We start from the raw sequence: 18,163 nt of genomic DNA, 5'->3' as shown, positions 1-18,163 counted from the left end.
ATCAACTATTCACTTTTTTCTTCAATTTTATTATTTTCTCCTTTTTCATTCTTGCCATCTTTGTTGCCGCTTTCATTTTCCTTGATCTCGTCGGAATCGAAAAGTATTCGCACAGCCGGAGACTCATCGTCCTCAAACTGTCCTTTTCTGGCGTAGATAATAAAAACTACCAGAAAAACAGCAGCTAAAGAAACGCTGCATAGGATCATTAAATATAGAATATCCATTGGACAACAAAATTAACCTATTTTCGGGGTTCAAATTTAATGAAAAATAATGACATTCATCACGAAATACGGGTTTTGGCTAATTTAAAATCAGTCTAAATAAGGCGTTTTAAGCCTGTTTTTTGAAATATTTTCTCCCCAGTATCCAGGTAGAAAGTGTAGTGAATGAAACTACTGTAATGGAACTTGCAGGCATAATCAACGCAGCGAAAAGAGGATGCATGTGTCCTGTAACGGCGTAACTTAAACCGACAACATTGTAAAGAAAACTAATTATAAATGTCATTTTCACAATCGTAATAGAACCTTTGCAAACGTTCAGATAGTTGTCTAGGGTAACAACCTTTTCACCATTCATAATAACGTCTGATGAGGGGGTAAAGCTGTTGGAGTCATCCGCAATGGCAATACCTACATTACTTTGTTTCAGGGCTCCGGCATCATTAAGTCCATCACCAAGCATAGCCACTTTCAGGTTCTCATGCTGAAGTTTTTGAATATAATTCAGCTTATCCTCAGGATTTTGGTTGAATGCCATTCCCTGATAATTCGGGATCAGTTCTTTCAGCTGATTTTCCTCTGAAGAATTGTCGCCGCTTAATATGAAAATTTTGTAATTTGTAAGTTTTTTGAATAAGTTTTTAAGATTCTCACGATACTCATTTTTAAAAATAAATTTCCCTAAAAACTCATCATTTTTACTGATATAAACCGCTGTTTCAAGATTTTTAGATTCCTGATTATTGTAGCGTGCAGAACCGATTTTGTAAACATTTCCTCTTACGCTCGCCTCGTATCCTTTCCCTGAAATCTCAACGAAATTTTCAACCGGGAAGTAATCATCATTCACTTCAATAAATTCGTATAATGACTTAGAAAGCGGGTGGTTCGAATTTTTTAATAACGATTTGATATTCAGTAGATCAAATTCTTTAATTTCAGTTCCTTCAAATTTTATATTTGATTTTTTTCTGTGCGTAATGGTTCCTGTTTTATCAAAAACAATAGTATCCAGTTTTGCAATTTTTTCGATCGTCAAAGTATCTTTTACATAAAACTTATTCCGGCCTAAGATTCTCATAATGTGTCCGAAAGTAAATGGCGCAGATAACGCAAGAGCACACGGGCAGGCAATAATCAAAATAGCAGAAATCACCTGGAACATTTTCTCCAAATCAATGGTTGCCCAGTAAATTCCGGAAATTAAGGCAATACCTAAAATAATGAATGTAAAATATTTACTGATGTTATTCGTCAGTGTGTCAAGTCCTGTTTCATGTTTCTTGAAGGCTTCTTTATTCCAGAGCTGTGTCAAATAACTTTGATCGACATCTTTAATTACTTCCAGTTCCAAAGAAGATCCGATCTGTTTTCCGCCCGCGAAAATTTTATCGCCCGGCTGCTTGCTGATGGTTGCACTTTCTCCGGTAATGAAACTGTTGTCGATATTTCCTTCACCGTTAATCAGAATCGCATCAACAGGAATGATTTCCTGATTTCGAACCAGAATCCTGTCTCCGATTTTAATCTCAGAAAGTAAAATATTGTTTTGTTTTCCCTCAAAATCAACCTTAGTTACCGCAATCGGATAAAATGATTTATAATCTCTGTCGTAAGAAAGCGCATTGTACGTTCTTTTCTGGAAAATTTTACCCAAAAGCATAAAGAATAATAATCCGCAAAGCGTATCAAAATATCCCGGTCCGTAATCCGTGGCAACTTCATATAAACTTCGACCGAAAAGAACAATAATTCCCAAAACGATAGGAACATCAATATTGACAATCTTATTCTTCAAACCATACCAGGCTGATTTATAATAATCTGATGCAGAGTAAACGACAACCGGAATCGCCAAAAAGCACATCAAAGCTCTGAAAAGACCTTTATAATGCTCCATCCAGTAATCTTCACCACCAATATATTCAGGGAATGCAAGGAACATTCCGTTACCGAAGGCAAAAGCGGCAATAGCAAATTTTACAAGCAAGGATTTGTCGAGATGTTCAACGTTTTTATCCGCCGTTTCAAGACTTATAACAGGTTTGTATCCCAAGTTGGTTAAAAATATAGCTAATTCGCTTAATTTTAAATCATTATGATTGAATGAAATCTGTAAGGTCTTCCTGGTAAAGTTAACCTGAGAATATTTAATATTTTTATTTAAAGTTTGAAGACTTTCTAATAGCCAAATACAAGAAGAACAGTGGATTACAGGGATTTTAAATGTAACTAAACTTGTGTCTCCTTCCGAAAAATCTGTTACTTTGTCGAAAATTTCCTGCGTATCAAGATATTCAAATTGGGATGAGCTTTCATCAGGGCGGATTCCCGCTCTTTTATTTAATTCGTAAAAATTACTTAAATTATTGGTATTTAGAATTTCGTAGACCGACTTGCAACCGTTGCAACAGAAAATCCTTTCGTCGAATGAAATTCTTTCCTTTTCGATACCTTGACCACAATGAAAACAGTTCTCGCTCACCTCCATAAATTATTGAACTACAAAATTATAACAATTTTTTTTGTTTATGGAGTTAAAAAGTTCTATTTTTGTGATAAATGTCATATAAAATGTCGCAGGAACAACAAATTGCAATCGAGGAGAGGTTCGCAAGAGTTTTTAATGATAAATCATTTAAGGAAAGACTTTCCAGTGCTGATTTTGAGAAATACATTAATGCAAAAAAGAAACTGAGTTTTCAGAAACACGATACCATTTTCGAGGACGGAGAGACGCCGAAAGGGGTGTTTGTTTTAGAGAAAGGGGCAGCCAAGCTGTCAAAATCGGGAGCTTTCGGGAAAGATCAGATCTTAAGATTTATTAAAGAAGGTGATATCATCGGTTATCGTTCTTTGCTTTGCGGGGAAAATTTCCAGGCAAAGGCTGAAGCGATGACGGACATTGAGGCTACTTTTTTACCCGCAGAAGTGTTCATGTATCTGCTTGAAGTAGATCCACAGCTTTCGTTTGTAATGCTGCAGAAAATTTCTTACGAATTGGGAGAATCTTCCAACACTATTACCTTCCTTGCTCAAAAAACGGTAAGAGAAAGATTAGCGGAAATTTTACTGCTTTTAGAACAAAAATTGGGAGTAGATCCGGAAGGATTCATCAAAATTTCTTTAACAAGGGAAGAAATTGCGAATATCATCGGAACCGCTACTGAAAGTGCAATCCGTTTGATTTCTGAATTTAAAGGAGACAATCTCATCGAAGTAGACGGAAGAAATATCAAAATTCTCAATCACGACAAATTAATGAAACTAGGTCACGTAGTTTTATAAAAATCATACAAAAACTTTAAGTCGGCTCAATGCCGACTTTTTAACTTTTAAAATAGATACATTATGTCTGTTCATTCTGAAATTAAAAAAGTTACGACTGAAACCTTGCGAAAAATGAAATTCGACAAGGAAAAAATTACGATGCTTACGGCATACGATTTTACCACAGCGAAAATGGTGGATGCGGGAGGAATTGATGCGGTTTTGATAGGTGATTCTGCAGCGAATGTAATGGCAGGTTTTGAAACTACGTTGCCAATTACATTGGATCAGATGATTTACCATTCTCAGAGTGTGATCAGAGGAACTGACAGAGCTTTGGTCGTTGCCGATCTTCCTTTCGGAACATACCAGAGTAATCCTGAAAAAGCACTGGAATCTGCGGTAAGAATGATGAAAGAAGGAGGTGCTCATGCGGTAAAAATTGAAGGAGGAAAAGAAATTTCAAAATCTATTAAAAAAATTATCAACGCGGGAATTCCTGTAATGGGACATTTGGGATTAACACCTCAGTCTATTTACAAATTCGGAACCTATAAAGTAAGAGCTAAAGAAGAAGCGGAGGCGGAAAAATTAATCGCTGATGCTCAATTATTAGAAGAATTAGGATGTTTCTCTGTGGTTTTGGAGAAAATTCCGGCAGATTTGGCTAAAAAAGTAACGGAATCAATTTCAATCCCAACCATCGGAATTGGCGCGGGTCCTCATTGTGACGGACAGGTTTTGGTGTACCACGATATGGTAGGAATGAACAAAGGTTTCAGTCCGAAATTTTTAAGAAGATATCTTGATCTGTATACGGAAATCACAGGAGCAGTTGCTCAATACGTGAAAGATGTAAAAGGTCAGGAGTTTCCTACCGAAAATGAAAGTTATTAATTCATGAGAAACCAACAGTCTATTCAGGGGATTTTATCCATTGTTGCACTGCTTTGTCTTGCGGCGGGATGGTTCAATTTCTTTTCTCCGGAAATCAATAATTTATTATCGAAAAAAGTATTTTATATTCTGATCGGGATCAGCTTTTTTCTTCAGGCACCTTTTCTTACAAATAAAAATTTTGTCTATGGAATGTATGCTGCTGCCGGACTTTGCATTATCGGTGCATTTTTTCCACCGGAATGGAAAATTTCAGGGATAAAAACGTTAGGACTTCTCGCAGGAATCATCCTTTCATTTTCAAACAGACCTACTTACCGACAGTAAATTATGGAGGAGCAGATTGTTTATGAAGACAACCATCTTTTGGTCATTAATAAAAAAGTCGGACAGCTCGTTCAGGGCGACAAAACCGGCGACGATTCTTTACTGGAATTAATCAAAGATTTTATAAAAAAAAGAGATGACAAGCCGGGAAATGTTTTTCTCGGTTTGGTTCATCGTATCGACAGACCTACTTCGGGTTTGGTGATCTATGCTAAAACTTCCAAGGCATTGTCGCGTTTAACTCAGATGGTGAAAAACCGTGAAGTTAAAAAAACATACTGGGCTGTTGTAGCCAAGGAAATGATTCCAAAGACGCAAAGACTGGTTCATTATTTAAAGAAAAACGAAAAAAATAATAAAGCCATTGTTTTCCCTAAAGCAACGGATGGAGCGAAAGAAGCCATTCTTACATATAACGTGATTAAATCGCTGGATAATTATCTTTTGCTGGAAATTGATCTTGAAACAGGAAGACATCACCAGATCAGAGCACAATTATCAAAAACCGGAGTTCCGATTAAAGGAGATTTAAAATACGGCGCACCACGGTCTAATTCAGACGGCGGGATCAGTCTTCACGCCAGAAAGCTGGAATTTATTCATCCGGTAACTAAAGAAAATATTGAAATTATTGCTCCGGTTCCACAAAATGATGTGGTTTGGAGGGCTTGTGAAGATTAGTTTTTTGAATTCTAAATTAAATTCCGTAAAAATACTTAACATAAAATAGTAATTTCCCCGTATCGGTATTTGTTTTTTAAAAATAGCTTTACACTATCAATTTTAAAGAGCAATAACCATGCTTACACTTGGACAACTGAAAGAAGCAACATGTTCCAAATCGACGTATGCTTCAAAATTTTTACCATATGTTGTAGCAACATGTGATAAGTTTTCTATTAATACTCCTTCAAGAATGTTGAATTTTTTAGCACAGGTCGGTCACGAAAGCGGCGGTCTTTTTTATACCGAAGAATTGGCGAGCGGAAGTGCGTATGAAAATAGAGCAGACTTAGGAAATACTCAAAAAGGGGATGGCGTAAGATTTAAAGGGAGAGGCCTGATCCAGATTACGGGAAGAGCGAATTATAAATCGGTTTCTCTTGCCTTAGGAACGGACTTTACCGTAAATCCTTCATTTCTGGGCGGGAAAAACGTCACAAAATGTAATGATATTCAATTAAAAAACGCAGCCGAAAGCGCAGGCTGGTTCTGGAACAGCAGGAAACTGAATGCCTTGGCAGACCAGATTGATATCACCAAAAGTATCGATACCGGAAATAATTTGGTGGTGTTCAAAAAAATCACAAAAATGATCAATGGCGGTTACAACGGTTTACCGGACAGGCTGAATCGTTACAAAGCCGGATTGCATTATTTTCTGTAATCAATACAAATCAATTAATAAAACTTGACTGAATTTAAAGGATTATCTCGATTTTGAGGTAATCTTTTTTATATCATTTAAAATTAAAAATTTTGCCCATTCTAAAAAAATGTCTAAATTCGTCCCACACTTTAGGGGTGTCTGTTAAACAAACGGGCTGAGATTTTACCCTTTGAACCTGATTTCTAGATCATACTAGCGTAGGGAAAAGTAGATGACTTTTGCTGTACATTCTATTGTACAATAACGGCCATTCCTGAGGTGCATTTTTAAAAAATGTTAGGAATGGAACTCACAATCAACCACACGACAAGAAATTTTGAAGTACTTCCCGAAAATCTGGAAGCACTCATTGCTATGGAATTACCCGAAAAGAAAAAAGGTATTGCCGTGGCACTCAACAATCGCATTATTCCGCAGTCATTCTGGGCGGAAACATTTCTCAAGAACAAAGATTCAATTTTAATTATCACTGCTACCCAAGGCGGTTAATCTCTATAAAAACAAAATTATATGGCTCATAACATCACCCGTTCGCCGTTTCCGAACTCAAAGAAAATCTATATTGAAGGGAAAATTCACCCGATCAGTGTAGCGATGCGCGAAATAGAATTAAGTCCGACCAAGTTATCCAACGGTACTTTAGAACATAATCCTCCTGTTACCGTTTACGATACATCAGGACCTTACACGGATGAAAATTCTGAAATTAATATTGAAAAAGGTCTTCCAAGAATCCGTGAACAATGGATTTTAGACAGAAATGACGTAGAAATTCTCGATGGAATTACCTCAGAATACGGGAAAACCCGTCTTGCTGATTCAAAATTAGATACATTGCGTTTTTCTTATAATCACAAACCGAAAGTTGCGAAGGAAGGACACGAAGTTACGCAGTTATATTATGCAAAACAGGGAATCATAACTCCTGAAATGGAATACATTGCCATCAGAGAAAACCAAAGAATTGAGCAGTTGGATTCTGTTTCAAAAGATATGGCCTTTCAGCATCAAGGAAATAGTTTTGGAGCGAAAACTCCGAAAAATAAGATCACTCCCGAATTTGTAAGAGACGAAATTGCAGCGGGAAGAGCAATTATTCCGAACAATATCAATCATCCAGAAAGCGAACCGATGATTATCGGACGAAACTTTTTGGTTAAAATTAATGCCAACATCGGAAACAGTGCGGTTTCATCAAGTATCGAGGAAGAAGTTGAGAAAGCAGTCTGGGCTTGTCGATGGGGAGCGGATACCATTATGGATTTATCAACAGGAAAAAATATCCATGAAACTAGAGAATGGATTATCAGAAACAGTCCGGTTCCGATTGGGACGGTTCCAATTTATCAGGCATTGGAAAAAGTAAAAGGCGTTGCAGAAGACTTAACTTGGGGAATTTTTAAAGATACCTTGATTGAACAGGCTGAACAGGGCGTTTCTTATTTCACAATTCACGCCGGAGTTTTGTTGAGATATATTCATTTGACGGCAAAACGTGTGACGGGGATTGTTTCCAGAGGTGGATCGATTATGGCAAAATGGTGTCTGTTTCATCATAAAGAAAACTTTTTGTACACGCATTTCGAGGAGATTTGTGAAATCATGAAAAAATATGATGTCGCATTTTCGTTAGGAGACGGTCTTCGTCCGGGTTCAATTGCTGATGCTAATGACGAAGCGCAATTTGCAGAATTGGAAACTTTAGGTGAATTAACGAAAATCGCATGGAAACACAACGTTCAGGTCATGATCGAAGGTCCCGGTCACGTTCCGATGCATATGATCAAAGAAAATATGGACAAGCAGCTGGAAGTTTGTGATGAAGCTCCGTTTTATACTTTAGGGCCTTTAACAACAGATATTGCGCCGGGTTACGATCACATCACTTCCGGAATCGGGGCTGCGATGATTGGCTGGTTTGGCTGCGCAATGCTATGTTATGTAACTCCGAAAGAACATTTGGGACTTCCCAATAAAGATGACGTAAAAGTTGGAGTTATTACTTATAAATTAGCAGCTCATGCTGCAGATTTGGCAAAAGGCCATCCCGGAGCACAGTACAGAGACAATGCTTTAAGTAAAGCCAGATTTGAATTCCGTTGGGAAGATCAGTTCAATCTTTCTTTGGATCCCGAAACGGCAAGATCTTATCATGATGAAACACTTCCGGCAGACGGAGCAAAAATTGCGCATTTCTGTTCGATGTGCGGACCGAAATTCTGTTCAATGAAAATTACGCAGGAAATCCGTGAATCTGCAGAAAAAGGAATGCTCGACAAATCTCAGGAATTCATCGAAAAAGGGAAAGAAATTTATATATGATCATCGTAATCACTCCCGAAGAATTCGTTCAGCAAGAATCTGAAATCATTAATGAATTATTTCTCGAGGGATTGGATTTGCTTCATATTCGGAAACCTTTCGTTAATTCAAAGGAAATTGCGGATTTTATTCACAAGATAAATCCTGAATTTCATCATCAACTGGTTTTGCACAGTCATCATCATTTGGCTGAAGATTTTGATATTTCAAGACTTCATTTCAGGGAAATTGACAGGCAGAATGGACTGCATCAATTTTTTAAAAATAAAATCATTTCAACATCGGTTCATGAAATTGAAACCTTTAATGAATTGAATGAAAGTTGGGAGTATGCTTTTATCAGTCCGGTTTTTCCAAGTATCTCTAAAAAAGGATACGGTGAAAATTCGAATATTTTAAATGATATTAAAAAGCGAAATAATTCAAATGTAAAACTGATGGCTTTGGGAGGAATTAATGAAAATAATATTCAGGAAGTTTTCGAGAGTGATATTGATGGAGTGGCTTTACTAGGTGCAATTTGGGAAAGTAATGAACCTTTAAATGTATTCAAAAAATGCAGACAAAACGTCCCTTTGTAATTAGTGTAGCAGGTTTCGATCCAAGTGGCGGGGCTGGTTTACTGGCGGACATTAAAACATTTGAAGAGTTAAAAGTTCAGGGATTAGGCGTTTGTACGGCAATGACGATTCAGACGGAATCACAATGTCTAAGTCTGGAATGGCAGTCTTTAGAAACAATTTTATCAGCAATTGATGTTTTAATGAAAAATTATCATGTGGAATCGGTGAAAATCGGAGTGGTAAAAGATGCTGATTTTTTAAGCGAAATTATTAAAGCGATTAAAAATAATAATTCTGAAGCCAAAATTGTTTGGGATTCTGTGTTAAAAAGTACTTCGGAATTTTCTTTTTTTGATATCAATACAATTACAGATTTGAAAAATGTGGTGAATCAAATTGATTTAATCACTCCGAATTATAATGAATACAAAGTATTGAAGGGGGCGAGTCTTTTAGAAAACTCTTGTTCGGTCTTGGTAAAAGGGGGGCATAGAGAAGATAAAATAGGAACAGATATTTTAATTCAAAACGGGAAAGAAATATCTATTGAACCCAATAATGTGGTTTCCGGCTTTTATCCAAAACATGGTTCGGGTTGCGTGCTTTCTTCTGCCATTGTAAGTCATTTAGTAAAAGGCGAAAATTTAGAAATGGCCTGTAGAAAAGGAAAATTATACATTGAAAAATTTTTAACAAGCAATCCAACTTTATTAGGATTTCATTCAAATTAAAAAATGGAAAAATTACAATACATCTCTCAGGGATTTACCATAGAAGATCAGGAACTGAATATACGAAAAGCTCTTGATAACGGAATCGAATGGATTCAGGTTCGTTGGAAGAATGCTCCTGAGCACGAATTCATAAGACTTTGTGAAATTTCAAAAAAACTATGTGCAGACAATGATACTGTTTGTATTATCAACGACCATGTTCAGATTGCGAAAGATTTGGATGCAGATGGTGTTCATCTGGGGTTAAAAGATACTTCCATAGAAATTGCGAGACATATTTTAGGCAAAAATAAAATCATTGGAGGAACAGCAAATACAATTTCAGATGTTCTTCAAAGAATAAATGAGCCTTGTGATTATATCGGTTTAGGACCATTGCGGTTTACTTCGACCAAAGAACAACTAAGTCCGATCTTGGGATTTGAAGGTTATCAGGAAATCATTAAAGGTTTAAAAGAAAAAGCAATTGAAATTCCCAAAATATTTGCCATTGGCGGAGTTCTATTGGAAGATATTGATTTGTTGCAACAAATTGGAATTTATGGAGTTGCAGTTTCAGGGCAAATTACTGATCGACCTTCTATTATCAAAGAATTTAAAAAAGTTATCTAATGAAAAATCAACAATTAAAAATAGCAGACAGGACTTTCGAATCGAGATTGTTTTTAGGGACAGGAAAATTCGGAAGCCTTTCCGAGATGACGGATTCCATCATCGCTTCAGAAAGTGAACTTGTAACAATGGCCTTGAAAAGAATTGATGCCAATTCTTCAGAAGATGATATTTTAAATGCCTTAAAGCCGACAAAATCTCATCTTTTACCCAACACTTCAGGCGCGAGAACGGCTAAAGAAGCGGTTTTAGCAGCACAACTGGCAAGAGAAGCTTTGGAAACCAACTGGGTGAAACTGGAAATTCATCCCGATCCAAAATACTTATTACCCGACCCAATAGAGACTTTATATGCAACGGAAGAGCTGGCAAAATTAGGATTCGTCGTAATGCCTTACATTCACGCAGATCCGGTTTTATGTAAACGTCTTGAAGATGCAGGAACGGCGGTGGTGATGCCTTTGGGAGCACCTATCGGAACAAATAAAGGATTAAAAACATTAGACTTTTTGGAAATCATTATCAGTCAAAGCAATGTACCGGTCGTGGTAGATGCAGGAATTGGCGCTCCTTCAGACGCAGCGAAAGCAATGGAAATGGGCGCTGATGCAGTTTTGGTGAATACTGCCATTGCAGTAGCGCAAAATCCTGTACATATGGCACTGGCTTTTAAAGAAGGTGTTATTGCCGGAAGAAGAGCTTTTGAATCCGGACTGGGAGCCATTGGAAATTATGCAGAAGCTTCAAGTCCGTTGACTTCTTTTTTATTTGAATAATACACAGGACGGAAGAGTCCAAAGGGACGATTTAATAAAGGATAGGATGCAATCCTATCAATCTTATCAAATACGGTTTGCAATTTATTTTGATTAAAACTAAATTTATGAAGAGTTTTAAAGGATTTTTTGAAAAATACCAATGGGAAGAGGTAAGAGAAAAGCTTGAGAAAGTGACGCTCTCCGATGTCGAAAAAAGTCTCCGAAAAAGTTCTAAAACAATAGAAGATTTCCTGAATTTACTGTCTCCTGTCGCTTCTCAAAAATTAGAGGCTATGGCAAAAATGGCTCAGCAGCTTACCCAAAAACGCTTTGGAAAGACCATTCAGCTGTATGCTCCGTTGTATTTGAGTAATGAATGTCAGAACATTTGTACGTATTGTGGTTTTAGTTTAGATAATTCCATCAAGAGAAAAACACTGACTGATACCGAATTGATGATTGAAGCCACCGTTTTAAAATCAATGGGGGTAAATCATGTGCTGCTGGTAAGCGGAGAGGCTAATAAAACAGTAGGAATCGATTACTTTTTGAATGCTGTGAAATTATTAAAACCTCATTTTGCTAACATCTCAATTGAAGTCCAGCCTTTGTCTGACGAAGAATATGGGCAGCTTCATGAAGCGGGAGTGAACGCAGTTTTAGTGTATCAGGAAACCTATCACAAGGAAGTCTATAAAGAATATCATCCGAAAGGAAAAAAATCAAATTTTAATTTTCGTCTGGAAACACCTGACAGAATTGGCAATGCCGGAATTCATAAAATGGGATTGGGAGTTTTGCTTGGTTTGGAAGATTGGCGCGTCGACAGTTTTTTTAATGCGCTTCACATCGATTATCTTCAAAAAACGTATTGGAAATCTAAGTTTTCGGTTTCATTTCCAAGACTTCGACCAGCAGAAGGAATTATCGAACCTAATTTTATTATGTCTGATAAAGATTTACTGCAATTAATCTGCGCTTACAGAATCTGGAATGAAGACTTGGAAATTTCAATTTCAACGCGGGAAAATGAAAAATTCAGGAATAATATTATTTCATTGGGAGCAACAGCGATGAGTGCTGCTTCAAAAACAAATCCCGGAGGTTATGCGGTGGATAAAGAATCTTTAGAGCAATTTGAGACCAGTGATGAAAGAAGTATGGACGAAATAAAAAAAATCATTAAAAAAGCAGGCTATGACCCGATTATGAAAGATTGGGATGCTGTTTATAGTGGAGTTTAAATAAAATTGTAATGAAAAACGAAGATGTTTTTGCAAGATACAGCCGCCAGATTTTTATTGAAGAAATTGGTTTGGAAGGTCAGCGGAAAATCAGGAATGCTAAAGTGCTTGTCATTGGAGCAGGAGGACTGGGCAGTCCGGTTATTCAGTATTTGGCGGCAGCTGGAGTCGGAATATTGGGGGTTGCAGATTTTGACAAAGTGGAAATGCATAATTTAAACAGACAGATTATCCATAATGAAAATTCTGTCGGAGTTTCTAAAGTGAAAAGTGCTGAAAAATTTGTGAAAAGTCTCAATCATCAGGTTAAATTTATTGGAATTGAGCAAAAGCTCGATGAGGCTAATGCAGAAGAAATTATTTCCGGATTTGATATTATTATCGACGGATCAGATAATTTTAAAACGAGATATTTAGTTAATGATGTTTGTGTGAAACTGAAAAAGCCTTTAGTGTATGGAAGTATTCTTGGTTTTTCAGGACAGGTTGCGATTTTCAATTACAATGGAAGTAAGAACTTAAGAGATATTTTTCCGGAGCCTCCTTTCGATGAAAATCTTCCGGATTGTGACAGTCTCGGAGTTCTCGGATCTTTGCCCGGAATAGTAGGAAGCATGATGGCCAATCTGACCTTAAAAATAATAACGGATTTACCTTTACAATTGAATCAACTCACATTAATTGATACGCTGGAATGGAGATTTCAGACGGTTGATTTCTAAATTATATTGTTAAAGAAAACGAGTCAGCAAATATTTGCTGACTCGTTTTTTTGATTGTAGATCTTACTGCCCCTGATTCAGTACTCCTCCATTGTCATCTTTTGGAGTTTCAGTATTGAGGATATTTTGATCAACTTTAGCTAATTTATTCTTTGTAGGAATTTTATAATTTACAGAAATTCCGAAAGTTCGGCTGTCCCATCGGTTACTCAGATAGATAGGAGTGGGAGTATTTACCGTTTTGAAATTCATTCTGCTGCTGTTGAAAATGTCGTCGGCAAACAAACTTACGGTTAATCGGTCACCGTCAAATTTCTTGCTCAAGTTTACATTAACACGATTCATGATCGGCTGGGTAGACTGAAAGAAGTAATAGTTCCCTTTTGTGGAATAGGAAAAGGTGGGTGCAAATTTAATGCCCTTCGGAAGGAGAAACTGCCCGGTAACATTAAAGAACCACATGCCTTTCTGATCGGTAATTTCTTTAATATTCTGAAACTGGTATCCTGCATAGAAATAAAGGAAATTAATTTTGTCAGGATTGAAGTCGAACTTCATCACTTCACTCAAAGGCTTGCTGAATATCATCAATGGAACAGGTATGGCAATATTGAAGCTATGTTGTGTTAAAGAGCTGATGTTTACATTCGTTTGGGTGATATTAAATCCGTCTTTTTCCACATACATCATTACCTGATCGTTTACTTTGCTTACATTATAGCTAATGAATCCGTAATTAAACGCGCTTAGCTTGGCTTCGAAATTATTAAAAATAGTAGGCTGAACATTGGGGTTCCCTGAAATATTTACATTCGGATTTTGGAAAGTAGTATTGTTCGGGTTTAATTGTCCGGTACTTGGGAGTGTAATTTTTCGGCTATAATTTAAATTAAAGTAGACTAATTTAGCAATATCATATTGGATGCTTGCGTTAGGGAACAATTGAAACTTTTTAAACGCTCTTAAATCATCCCACTTTTCACTCTCTAAGTTTAAGGATTTCCCGGAAATATCATAATCTTCCGCCCTTAAACCTGCGATGAAGCTGAATTTTTTAAACTTTGTGTTCAACTCGGTATACATGGAGGCGGTCTGTCTTTGGTAATCGAGATTTTCAATACCCATAAAATCGGTCCTAAAATTCAATTTATCATACATCCCTCCAATACTGATCTTTCCTTCTTCCAAAAGCTTGATCGGTTGAGAATAATCCACTCTCATATTGTAAGCATTTTGAGTTGAAGTATTTCCAAAATCGGAAATCTCCCCTAAAGAATTTCCAGAAAGATAATAATAGGTATTGATCGCATTTTGATCAAAATTGTTTCTGAAATTAGAATAATTGAATTTAAAATCTAGTTTTTGGTTTTTATTATCAAATCTTTTCTGGTAGGTTGCTGTAAACTCATTTCTATAGTTTTTGTTTTTACTTTTACCCTCATTTAAATATTGCGTCTTTTCAGGAATGTTTAAATTCTCAGGGTTTTTACGCAAAGTAACACCTTCGGAAGTATTATAAGAATCATTATTGGAATTGAAGAAATCATAATTCAACAATAGCCTGTCCATTCCCAGTTCAAAAGTGGTAGCTGCTTTTGCAAAATAAGAACGGCTATACTTATCATTAAATCCTTTCGATACATCATCCAGTTCATTACTGCCGAAAGACTCATTATAATTCTGTCCTGCACTGAATTGCCAGCCAAACCACTTGTTTTTAGAGTTTAAAGCAATACTGTTGTTAAACTTATTTCTGAATTTATCATAATCCGAAAAACGATATCCTCCGGAATAGGTAGCCGTAAGATAACTTTTGGCTGATTTAGAAGTAATAATATTCAAAATTGCACCTCCCGAAGTTGCCGGAAACTCTGCGCCCGGTTGAGTCACTACCTCAATTCTTTCGATAGATGAAGCAGGCATTCCTTCTAAAAATGCAGTGAGGTCGTTGGTGGAAATATTCAAAGGTCTGCCATCCATATATACCTGTAAAGATTTTCCCTGGTACATCATTCCTGCGATGTCGGTCACTACCATGCCCGGAAGTTTTTTAATGCCTTCTAAAGATGACCCGGAATTTAAAGCCGGTTGTTCTGAAAAATCGAAGATAGTGCGGTCAGCTTTTTGTTCAACGGCTTTTTTAGTTTGGGTTATGGTTACCCCTTCAATTTGTTTTTCTTTTACCTGGTTATTAGTTTTTTCCTGGGCGTATATGAATATATTCCCTAATAAAGATAAAACAATAATTGTTTTTTTCATAATGTTTTTTTCTACTACAGGGTTAGACGTAGAAAAATATTTTTTGTTACAAATTGCAATAGCTATTTTAAGTAATTAAATATATTGTCAGGTTTATTGTACGATATTTTTCCATCAGATGCTGTATTTTTACTTTAATGAATCAAATTCTATATAGTCAAATTCTGGTGATGAGGTAAAAAGTTGTCTTAAAACGGAAGCATGACCATTGCCAACCACCACCAAAATCCTGTCTTCAGAATTATGCGGAATATTCTGTATGTTTCTGAACATTCTCAGGTTTCTGTTATACCAGTACAAAGCCAGCATATCAGCACCGTAATGTTCTCTCAGCTTAAAGTCTCCATTCAGATAAGCACCATATTCATACTGATGATATTCTTTACTATTCATGAATTTGAACATTTCAAGAAGAGATTTGAAGTTTTTAGGTTCTGTACTTTTAAAAAAACTATTATACTGTTTTGAAATGACATCACCACTTAAGAAATCATAATCCGCACTTAGATTTTTAAAATATAATGAATCTGTCTTTCCGAATCTTTCCTGCAAGTCGTCCAAAACAGATTCGGCATCTATGCTGTACAATTCATTTAGGTTACATTCTTTCGCTGTACGCATCGCAATTTGGTATCTTTCATCTCTTTTATTTGTGTGTTTACCTTCTTTATATTCGTTTAATTTCTGATTGGCATTCCAACTTGGAAATGCTTCAATCGCAATCTTAGTGGGCTTAAATTTTTTGATGTAATTGACAAGCTCAGTCACTTCCTGTGAGGTCTTGGGTGATAAAACATCGACCTGATCGTTTTTTTCCGTTTTGTGAGCATCAAGATTGGGGTAATCAAAATGGAATGAACCCACCACTAGAACTTTCGTTTTGGGATTTGGGAAATATTCTGATGGTTTTTTTTGAGCGAATGTAAATGTAGCTAAGCAAAGTAAAATGGTATATATTAATGTTTTCATAAGATTAATTTTCTCACAAATTTATAAGTGTTGATTATCGTATAAAAGAGTATTTCGATCAACAGAATATACATCGGATCAATCTGTTTTCATCGGAAAAAATGAATCGTTTGTCGAAAAAACAAGGCAGAATTTCATGGAAAATCTATTTTTGTTATATGAAAATCAATAAACTCCTTTATCTGCATATATTCTTTTGGACAATTTATATAACGGGCGCCGTTCTCGTTCCTTATTTTGTGTTTCACTCGAAGAATACGGTATTTAACATTACTTTTTTTATCACGAGCAGTATTTGTTTTTATGTCAACTATTTTATTGTAGTTCCGAAGTTCTTTGATGCGGATAAGTTGTACAAATCTTTTTTTGCCTTTTTCCTCAGCGTTGCTTCGTTTGTAATGGTAAGGTATTTAGCTGAAGAAATATTTTTACCTCATTTTTTCGGTATCAGAAATTATGCAGAAGGAGTAAGTTTCGGATTTTACTTTTTTGATAATATTTTTTACAGCAGTACCACAATTTTCATCAGTACGACCTTTTGGTTTTTTAAATATTCCATGAAAGCTGAACAGGAAAAATCTGAACTCATTGAAGCTAGAAAAACAGCAGAATTACAGGCTTTAAAAACACAAATCAATCCGCATTTTATTTTTAATTCTTTAAATAATATTTATTCCCTGGTGTACCAAAAGTCGGATAAGGCACTGCCTGCGCTCGAAGAATTGAGTCAGCTATTGAGATATAGTACAAAAGATTTGGGTGAGGATGCTATTACTTTAGATAAAGAAATCGGTTATATTGATAGCTTGACTGCTCTTGAAAAATTAAGAATTAAAAATCCTGAATTATTAGTCTTCGAAAAAAACATCAACCATCCCAAGTTGAATATCTCACCGATGATTTTAGTTCCTTTTGTGGAGAATGCTTTTAAACATGGTGATTTTCGTGATAAAGGCTTCTATATGAAAGTCTCGGATGAACAACATATACTGCATTTTTATCTTTTAAATTATAAAAAAGAAAGAATGAAGGATTCAGTTTCAGGAATCGGAATTGCGAATGTAAAAAAGAGGCTGGAAATTCTCTATCCTAAAAAATATGAATTGAATATAAACAATTCGCAAACAGAATTTGTCGTAGATTTAAAAATTGATTTACGGAATGAATAAAATAAAATGTATTGTTGTAGATGATGAACCTTTAGCGATTTCGCTGCTGGAAAGTTATGTGCAGAAAATTCCTTTTTTGGAATTAGTTTTCTCTACTGAAAATCCGATTGAGGCGCTTGACTATATTCAAAAAAATGAATCTGATTTGGTTTTCCTTGACATTCAAATGCCTGAGCTTACGGGAATCAATTTCATGAAAATCTTAGGAGATAAGCTGAAATATATTTTAACAACGGCTTACTCCGAATATGCTCTGGAAGGATATGAGCACAACATTGTTGATTATCTTCTAAAACCGATTTCCTTTGAACGGTTTTATAAAAGTGCTTTAAAGGCGCAGGAGCGTTTTGTTATCAATCAAAATAAGGAAAATGCCTATTTCTTTGTAAAATCATCCGGACAGCAGCACAGAATCAATTTTGAAGATATTTTGTATGTGGAAAGCATCAAAGATTATGTCAATATCAGAACATCAGAACAGGAATATATTGTTTTGGATACGTTGAAATCTATGGAGCTACAGCTTCCTGAAAATTCTTTTGTAAGAATTCATAAATCTTTTATTCTTAATTTATATCAGATTAAAAATTTAGGCAGTAAAAAAGTGACCCTGCTTTCTGAGCAGGAGATCCCGATAGGAGAGAGCTACAGAATGAATCTTCTGGCTAAAATAAAGTGAAAAAGCAACTTCATCTGAAGT

At 35.9% G+C, this 18,163-nt stretch carries 19 protein-coding genes and 1 riboswitch; of the genes, 15 read left to right on the top strand and 4 right to left on the bottom strand.

The genetic code is table 11. From position 1 onward, the window contains the following. Positions 1-5: 5 nt before the first annotated feature. Together ccoS and BUA89_RS12725 are read right to left on the bottom strand one after the other, a co-directional pair. Positions 6-227: a cbb3-type cytochrome oxidase assembly protein CcoS gene (gene ccoS, locus BUA89_RS12730; RefSeq protein WP_072958326.1), complete on the bottom strand. Its 222-nt coding sequence runs from the start codon at positions 225-227 to the stop codon at positions 6-8. 109 nt (positions 228-336) lie between these two features. Continuing rightward, complete coding sequence (locus tag BUA89_RS12725) at positions 337-2,712, bottom strand: heavy metal translocating P-type ATPase (protein WP_072958627.1); 2,376 nt, start codon at positions 2,710-2,712, stop codon at positions 337-339. An 89-nt stretch (positions 2,713-2,801) separates the two neighbouring features. Between BUA89_RS12725 and BUA89_RS12720 the strand changes: the two genes are divergently transcribed. The 13 genes from BUA89_RS12720 (at position 2,802) to BUA89_RS12660 (ending at position 13,066) form a co-directional block, all read left to right on the top strand. Then, positions 2,802-3,515 carry a Crp/Fnr family transcriptional regulator gene (locus BUA89_RS12720; RefSeq protein WP_072958323.1) on the top strand — a complete coding sequence of 238 codons (714 nt, stop codon included), beginning with the start codon at positions 2,802-2,804 and terminating at the stop codon, positions 3,513-3,515. 63 nt (positions 3,516-3,578) lie between these two features. Continuing rightward, positions 3,579-4,394: a 3-methyl-2-oxobutanoate hydroxymethyltransferase gene (panB, locus tag BUA89_RS12715; protein ID WP_072958320.1), complete on the top strand. Its 816-nt coding sequence runs from the start codon at positions 3,579-3,581 to the stop codon at positions 4,392-4,394. A gap of 3 nt (positions 4,395-4,397) precedes the next feature. Next, positions 4,398-4,721 carry a hypothetical protein gene (locus BUA89_RS12710; RefSeq protein WP_072958316.1) on the top strand — a complete coding sequence of 108 codons (324 nt, stop codon included), beginning with the start codon at positions 4,398-4,400 and terminating at the stop codon, positions 4,719-4,721. Continuing rightward, the gene (locus BUA89_RS12705; RefSeq protein WP_072958313.1) at positions 4,722-5,402 is read left to right on the top strand and encodes an RluA family pseudouridine synthase; all 681 of its coding nucleotides are present in this window, start codon (positions 4,722-4,724) and stop codon (positions 5,400-5,402) included. A gap of 118 nt (positions 5,403-5,520) precedes the next feature. Next, a complete protein-coding gene (locus tag BUA89_RS12700) occupies positions 5,521-6,108 on the top strand; it encodes a glycoside hydrolase family 19 protein (protein ID WP_072958310.1) in 588 nt (195 codons plus the stop codon). A 123-nt stretch (positions 6,109-6,231) separates the two neighbouring features. Next, positions 6,232-6,332, top strand: a riboswitch (TPP riboswitch). 61 nt (positions 6,333-6,393) lie between these two features. Beyond that, entirely contained in the window at positions 6,394-6,600 is a 207-nt protein-coding gene (gene thiS, locus BUA89_RS12695) for a sulfur carrier protein ThiS (RefSeq protein WP_072958624.1), read from the top strand. A 21-nt stretch (positions 6,601-6,621) separates the two neighbouring features. After that, complete coding sequence (gene thiC, locus BUA89_RS12690) at positions 6,622-8,433, top strand: phosphomethylpyrimidine synthase ThiC (RefSeq protein ID WP_072958307.1); 1,812 nt, start codon at positions 6,622-6,624, stop codon at positions 8,431-8,433. Next, positions 8,430-9,014, top strand: coding sequence for a thiamine phosphate synthase (locus BUA89_RS12685; protein ID WP_072958303.1), 585 nt, complete (start codon positions 8,430-8,432; stop codon positions 9,012-9,014). Before thiC ends, BUA89_RS12685 begins: the two co-directional genes overlap by 4 nt. After that, positions 8,990-9,727 (top strand): hydroxymethylpyrimidine/phosphomethylpyrimidine kinase, encoded by a 738-nt coding sequence (locus BUA89_RS12680; protein WP_072958300.1) that lies wholly within the window; start codon positions 8,990-8,992, stop codon positions 9,725-9,727. The genes BUA89_RS12685 and BUA89_RS12680 overlap by 25 nt, the downstream gene beginning before the upstream one ends. 3 nt (positions 9,728-9,730) lie before the next feature. Then, positions 9,731-10,342 carry a thiamine phosphate synthase gene (gene thiE / locus BUA89_RS12675; protein WP_072958297.1) on the top strand — a complete coding sequence of 204 codons (612 nt, stop codon included), beginning with the start codon at positions 9,731-9,733 and terminating at the stop codon, positions 10,340-10,342. Then, entirely contained in the window at positions 10,342-11,118 is a 777-nt protein-coding gene (locus BUA89_RS12670) for a thiazole synthase (protein ID WP_072958293.1), read from the top strand. The genes thiE and BUA89_RS12670 overlap by 1 nt, the downstream gene beginning before the upstream one ends. 107 nt (positions 11,119-11,225) lie before the next feature. Next, positions 11,226-12,344: a 2-iminoacetate synthase ThiH gene (gene thiH, locus BUA89_RS12665; RefSeq protein WP_072958290.1), complete on the top strand. Its 1,119-nt coding sequence runs from the start codon at positions 11,226-11,228 to the stop codon at positions 12,342-12,344. An 11-nt stretch (positions 12,345-12,355) separates the two neighbouring features. Further along, positions 12,356-13,066 (top strand): HesA/MoeB/ThiF family protein, encoded by a 711-nt coding sequence (locus BUA89_RS12660; RefSeq protein WP_072958286.1) that lies wholly within the window; start codon positions 12,356-12,358, stop codon positions 13,064-13,066. Positions 13,067-13,129: 63 nt separating this feature from the next. Here BUA89_RS12660 and BUA89_RS12655 read toward each other — a convergent pair whose 3' ends face one another. Next, positions 13,130-15,325, bottom strand: coding sequence for a TonB-dependent receptor domain-containing protein (locus tag BUA89_RS12655; RefSeq protein ID WP_072958283.1), 2,196 nt, complete (start codon positions 15,323-15,325; stop codon positions 13,130-13,132). A gap of 129 nt (positions 15,326-15,454) precedes the next feature. Beyond that, complete coding sequence (locus BUA89_RS12650; protein ID WP_072958280.1) at positions 15,455-16,294, bottom strand: DUF5694 domain-containing protein; 840 nt, start codon at positions 16,292-16,294, stop codon at positions 15,455-15,457. 158 nt (positions 16,295-16,452) lie between these two features. Between BUA89_RS12650 and BUA89_RS12645 the strand changes: the two genes are divergently transcribed. Both BUA89_RS12645 and BUA89_RS12640 read left to right on the top strand, forming a co-directional pair. Then, positions 16,453-17,463, top strand: a complete 1,011-nt coding sequence (locus BUA89_RS12645; RefSeq protein ID WP_072958622.1) for a sensor histidine kinase — start codon at positions 16,453-16,455, stop codon at positions 17,461-17,463. Then, a complete protein-coding gene (locus tag BUA89_RS12640) occupies positions 17,456-18,142 on the top strand; it encodes a LytR/AlgR family response regulator transcription factor (RefSeq protein WP_072958276.1) in 687 nt (228 codons plus the stop codon). The genes BUA89_RS12645 and BUA89_RS12640 overlap by 8 nt, the downstream gene beginning before the upstream one ends. Positions 18,143-18,163: the final 21 nt, after the last annotated feature.

This window comes from Chryseobacterium arachidis, from assembly GCF_900129245.1.
GTDB classification, from domain to species: Bacteria; Bacteroidota; Bacteroidia; order Flavobacteriales; family Weeksellaceae; genus Chryseobacterium; species Chryseobacterium arachidis.
The sequence above is the reverse complement of the archived record's forward strand: the minus strand, read 5'-3'. Positions and strand labels throughout refer to the sequence as shown.

Bases quoted from the DNA above. Each gene is read 5' to 3' on its own strand.
- BUA89_RS12640 (WP_072958276.1), top strand. From the start codon at position 17,456: ATGAATAAAATAAAATGTATTGTTGTAGATGATGAACCTTTAGCGATT.
- thiH (WP_072958290.1), top strand. From the start codon at position 11,226: ATGAAGAGTTTTAAAGGATTTTTTGAAAAATACCAATGGGAAGAGGTA.
- thiE (WP_072958297.1), top strand. From the start codon at position 9,731: ATGGAAAAATTACAATACATCTCTCAGGGATTTACCATAGAAGATCAG.
- BUA89_RS12685 (WP_072958303.1), top strand. From the start codon at position 8,430: ATGATCATCGTAATCACTCCCGAAGAATTCGTTCAGCAAGAATCTGAA.
- BUA89_RS12660 (WP_072958286.1), top strand. From the start codon at position 12,356: ATGAAAAACGAAGATGTTTTTGCAAGATACAGCCGCCAGATTTTTATT.
- panB (WP_072958320.1), top strand. From the start codon at position 3,579: ATGTCTGTTCATTCTGAAATTAAAAAAGTTACGACTGAAACCTTGCGA.
- BUA89_RS12670 (WP_072958293.1), top strand. From the start codon at position 10,342: ATGAAAAATCAACAATTAAAAATAGCAGACAGGACTTTCGAATCGAGA.
- BUA89_RS12720 (WP_072958323.1), top strand. From the start codon at position 2,802: ATGTCGCAGGAACAACAAATTGCAATCGAGGAGAGGTTCGCAAGAGTT.
- thiC (WP_072958307.1), top strand. From the start codon at position 6,622: ATGGCTCATAACATCACCCGTTCGCCGTTTCCGAACTCAAAGAAAATC.
- BUA89_RS12700 (WP_072958310.1), top strand. From the start codon at position 5,521: ATGCTTACACTTGGACAACTGAAAGAAGCAACATGTTCCAAATCGACG.
- BUA89_RS12655 (WP_072958283.1), bottom strand. From the start codon at position 15,325: ATGAAAAAAACAATTATTGTTTTATCTTTATTAGGGAATATATTCATA.
- BUA89_RS12680 (WP_072958300.1), top strand. From the start codon at position 8,990: ATGCAGACAAAACGTCCCTTTGTAATTAGTGTAGCAGGTTTCGATCCA.
- thiS (WP_072958624.1), top strand. From the start codon at position 6,394: ATGGAACTCACAATCAACCACACGACAAGAAATTTTGAAGTACTTCCC.
- BUA89_RS12650 (WP_072958280.1), bottom strand. From the start codon at position 16,294: ATGAAAACATTAATATATACCATTTTACTTTGCTTAGCTACATTTACA.
- BUA89_RS12645 (WP_072958622.1), top strand. From the start codon at position 16,453: ATGAAAATCAATAAACTCCTTTATCTGCATATATTCTTTTGGACAATT.
- BUA89_RS12710 (WP_072958316.1), top strand. From the start codon at position 4,398: ATGAGAAACCAACAGTCTATTCAGGGGATTTTATCCATTGTTGCACTG.
- ccoS (WP_072958326.1), bottom strand. From the start codon at position 227: ATGGATATTCTATATTTAATGATCCTATGCAGCGTTTCTTTAGCTGCT.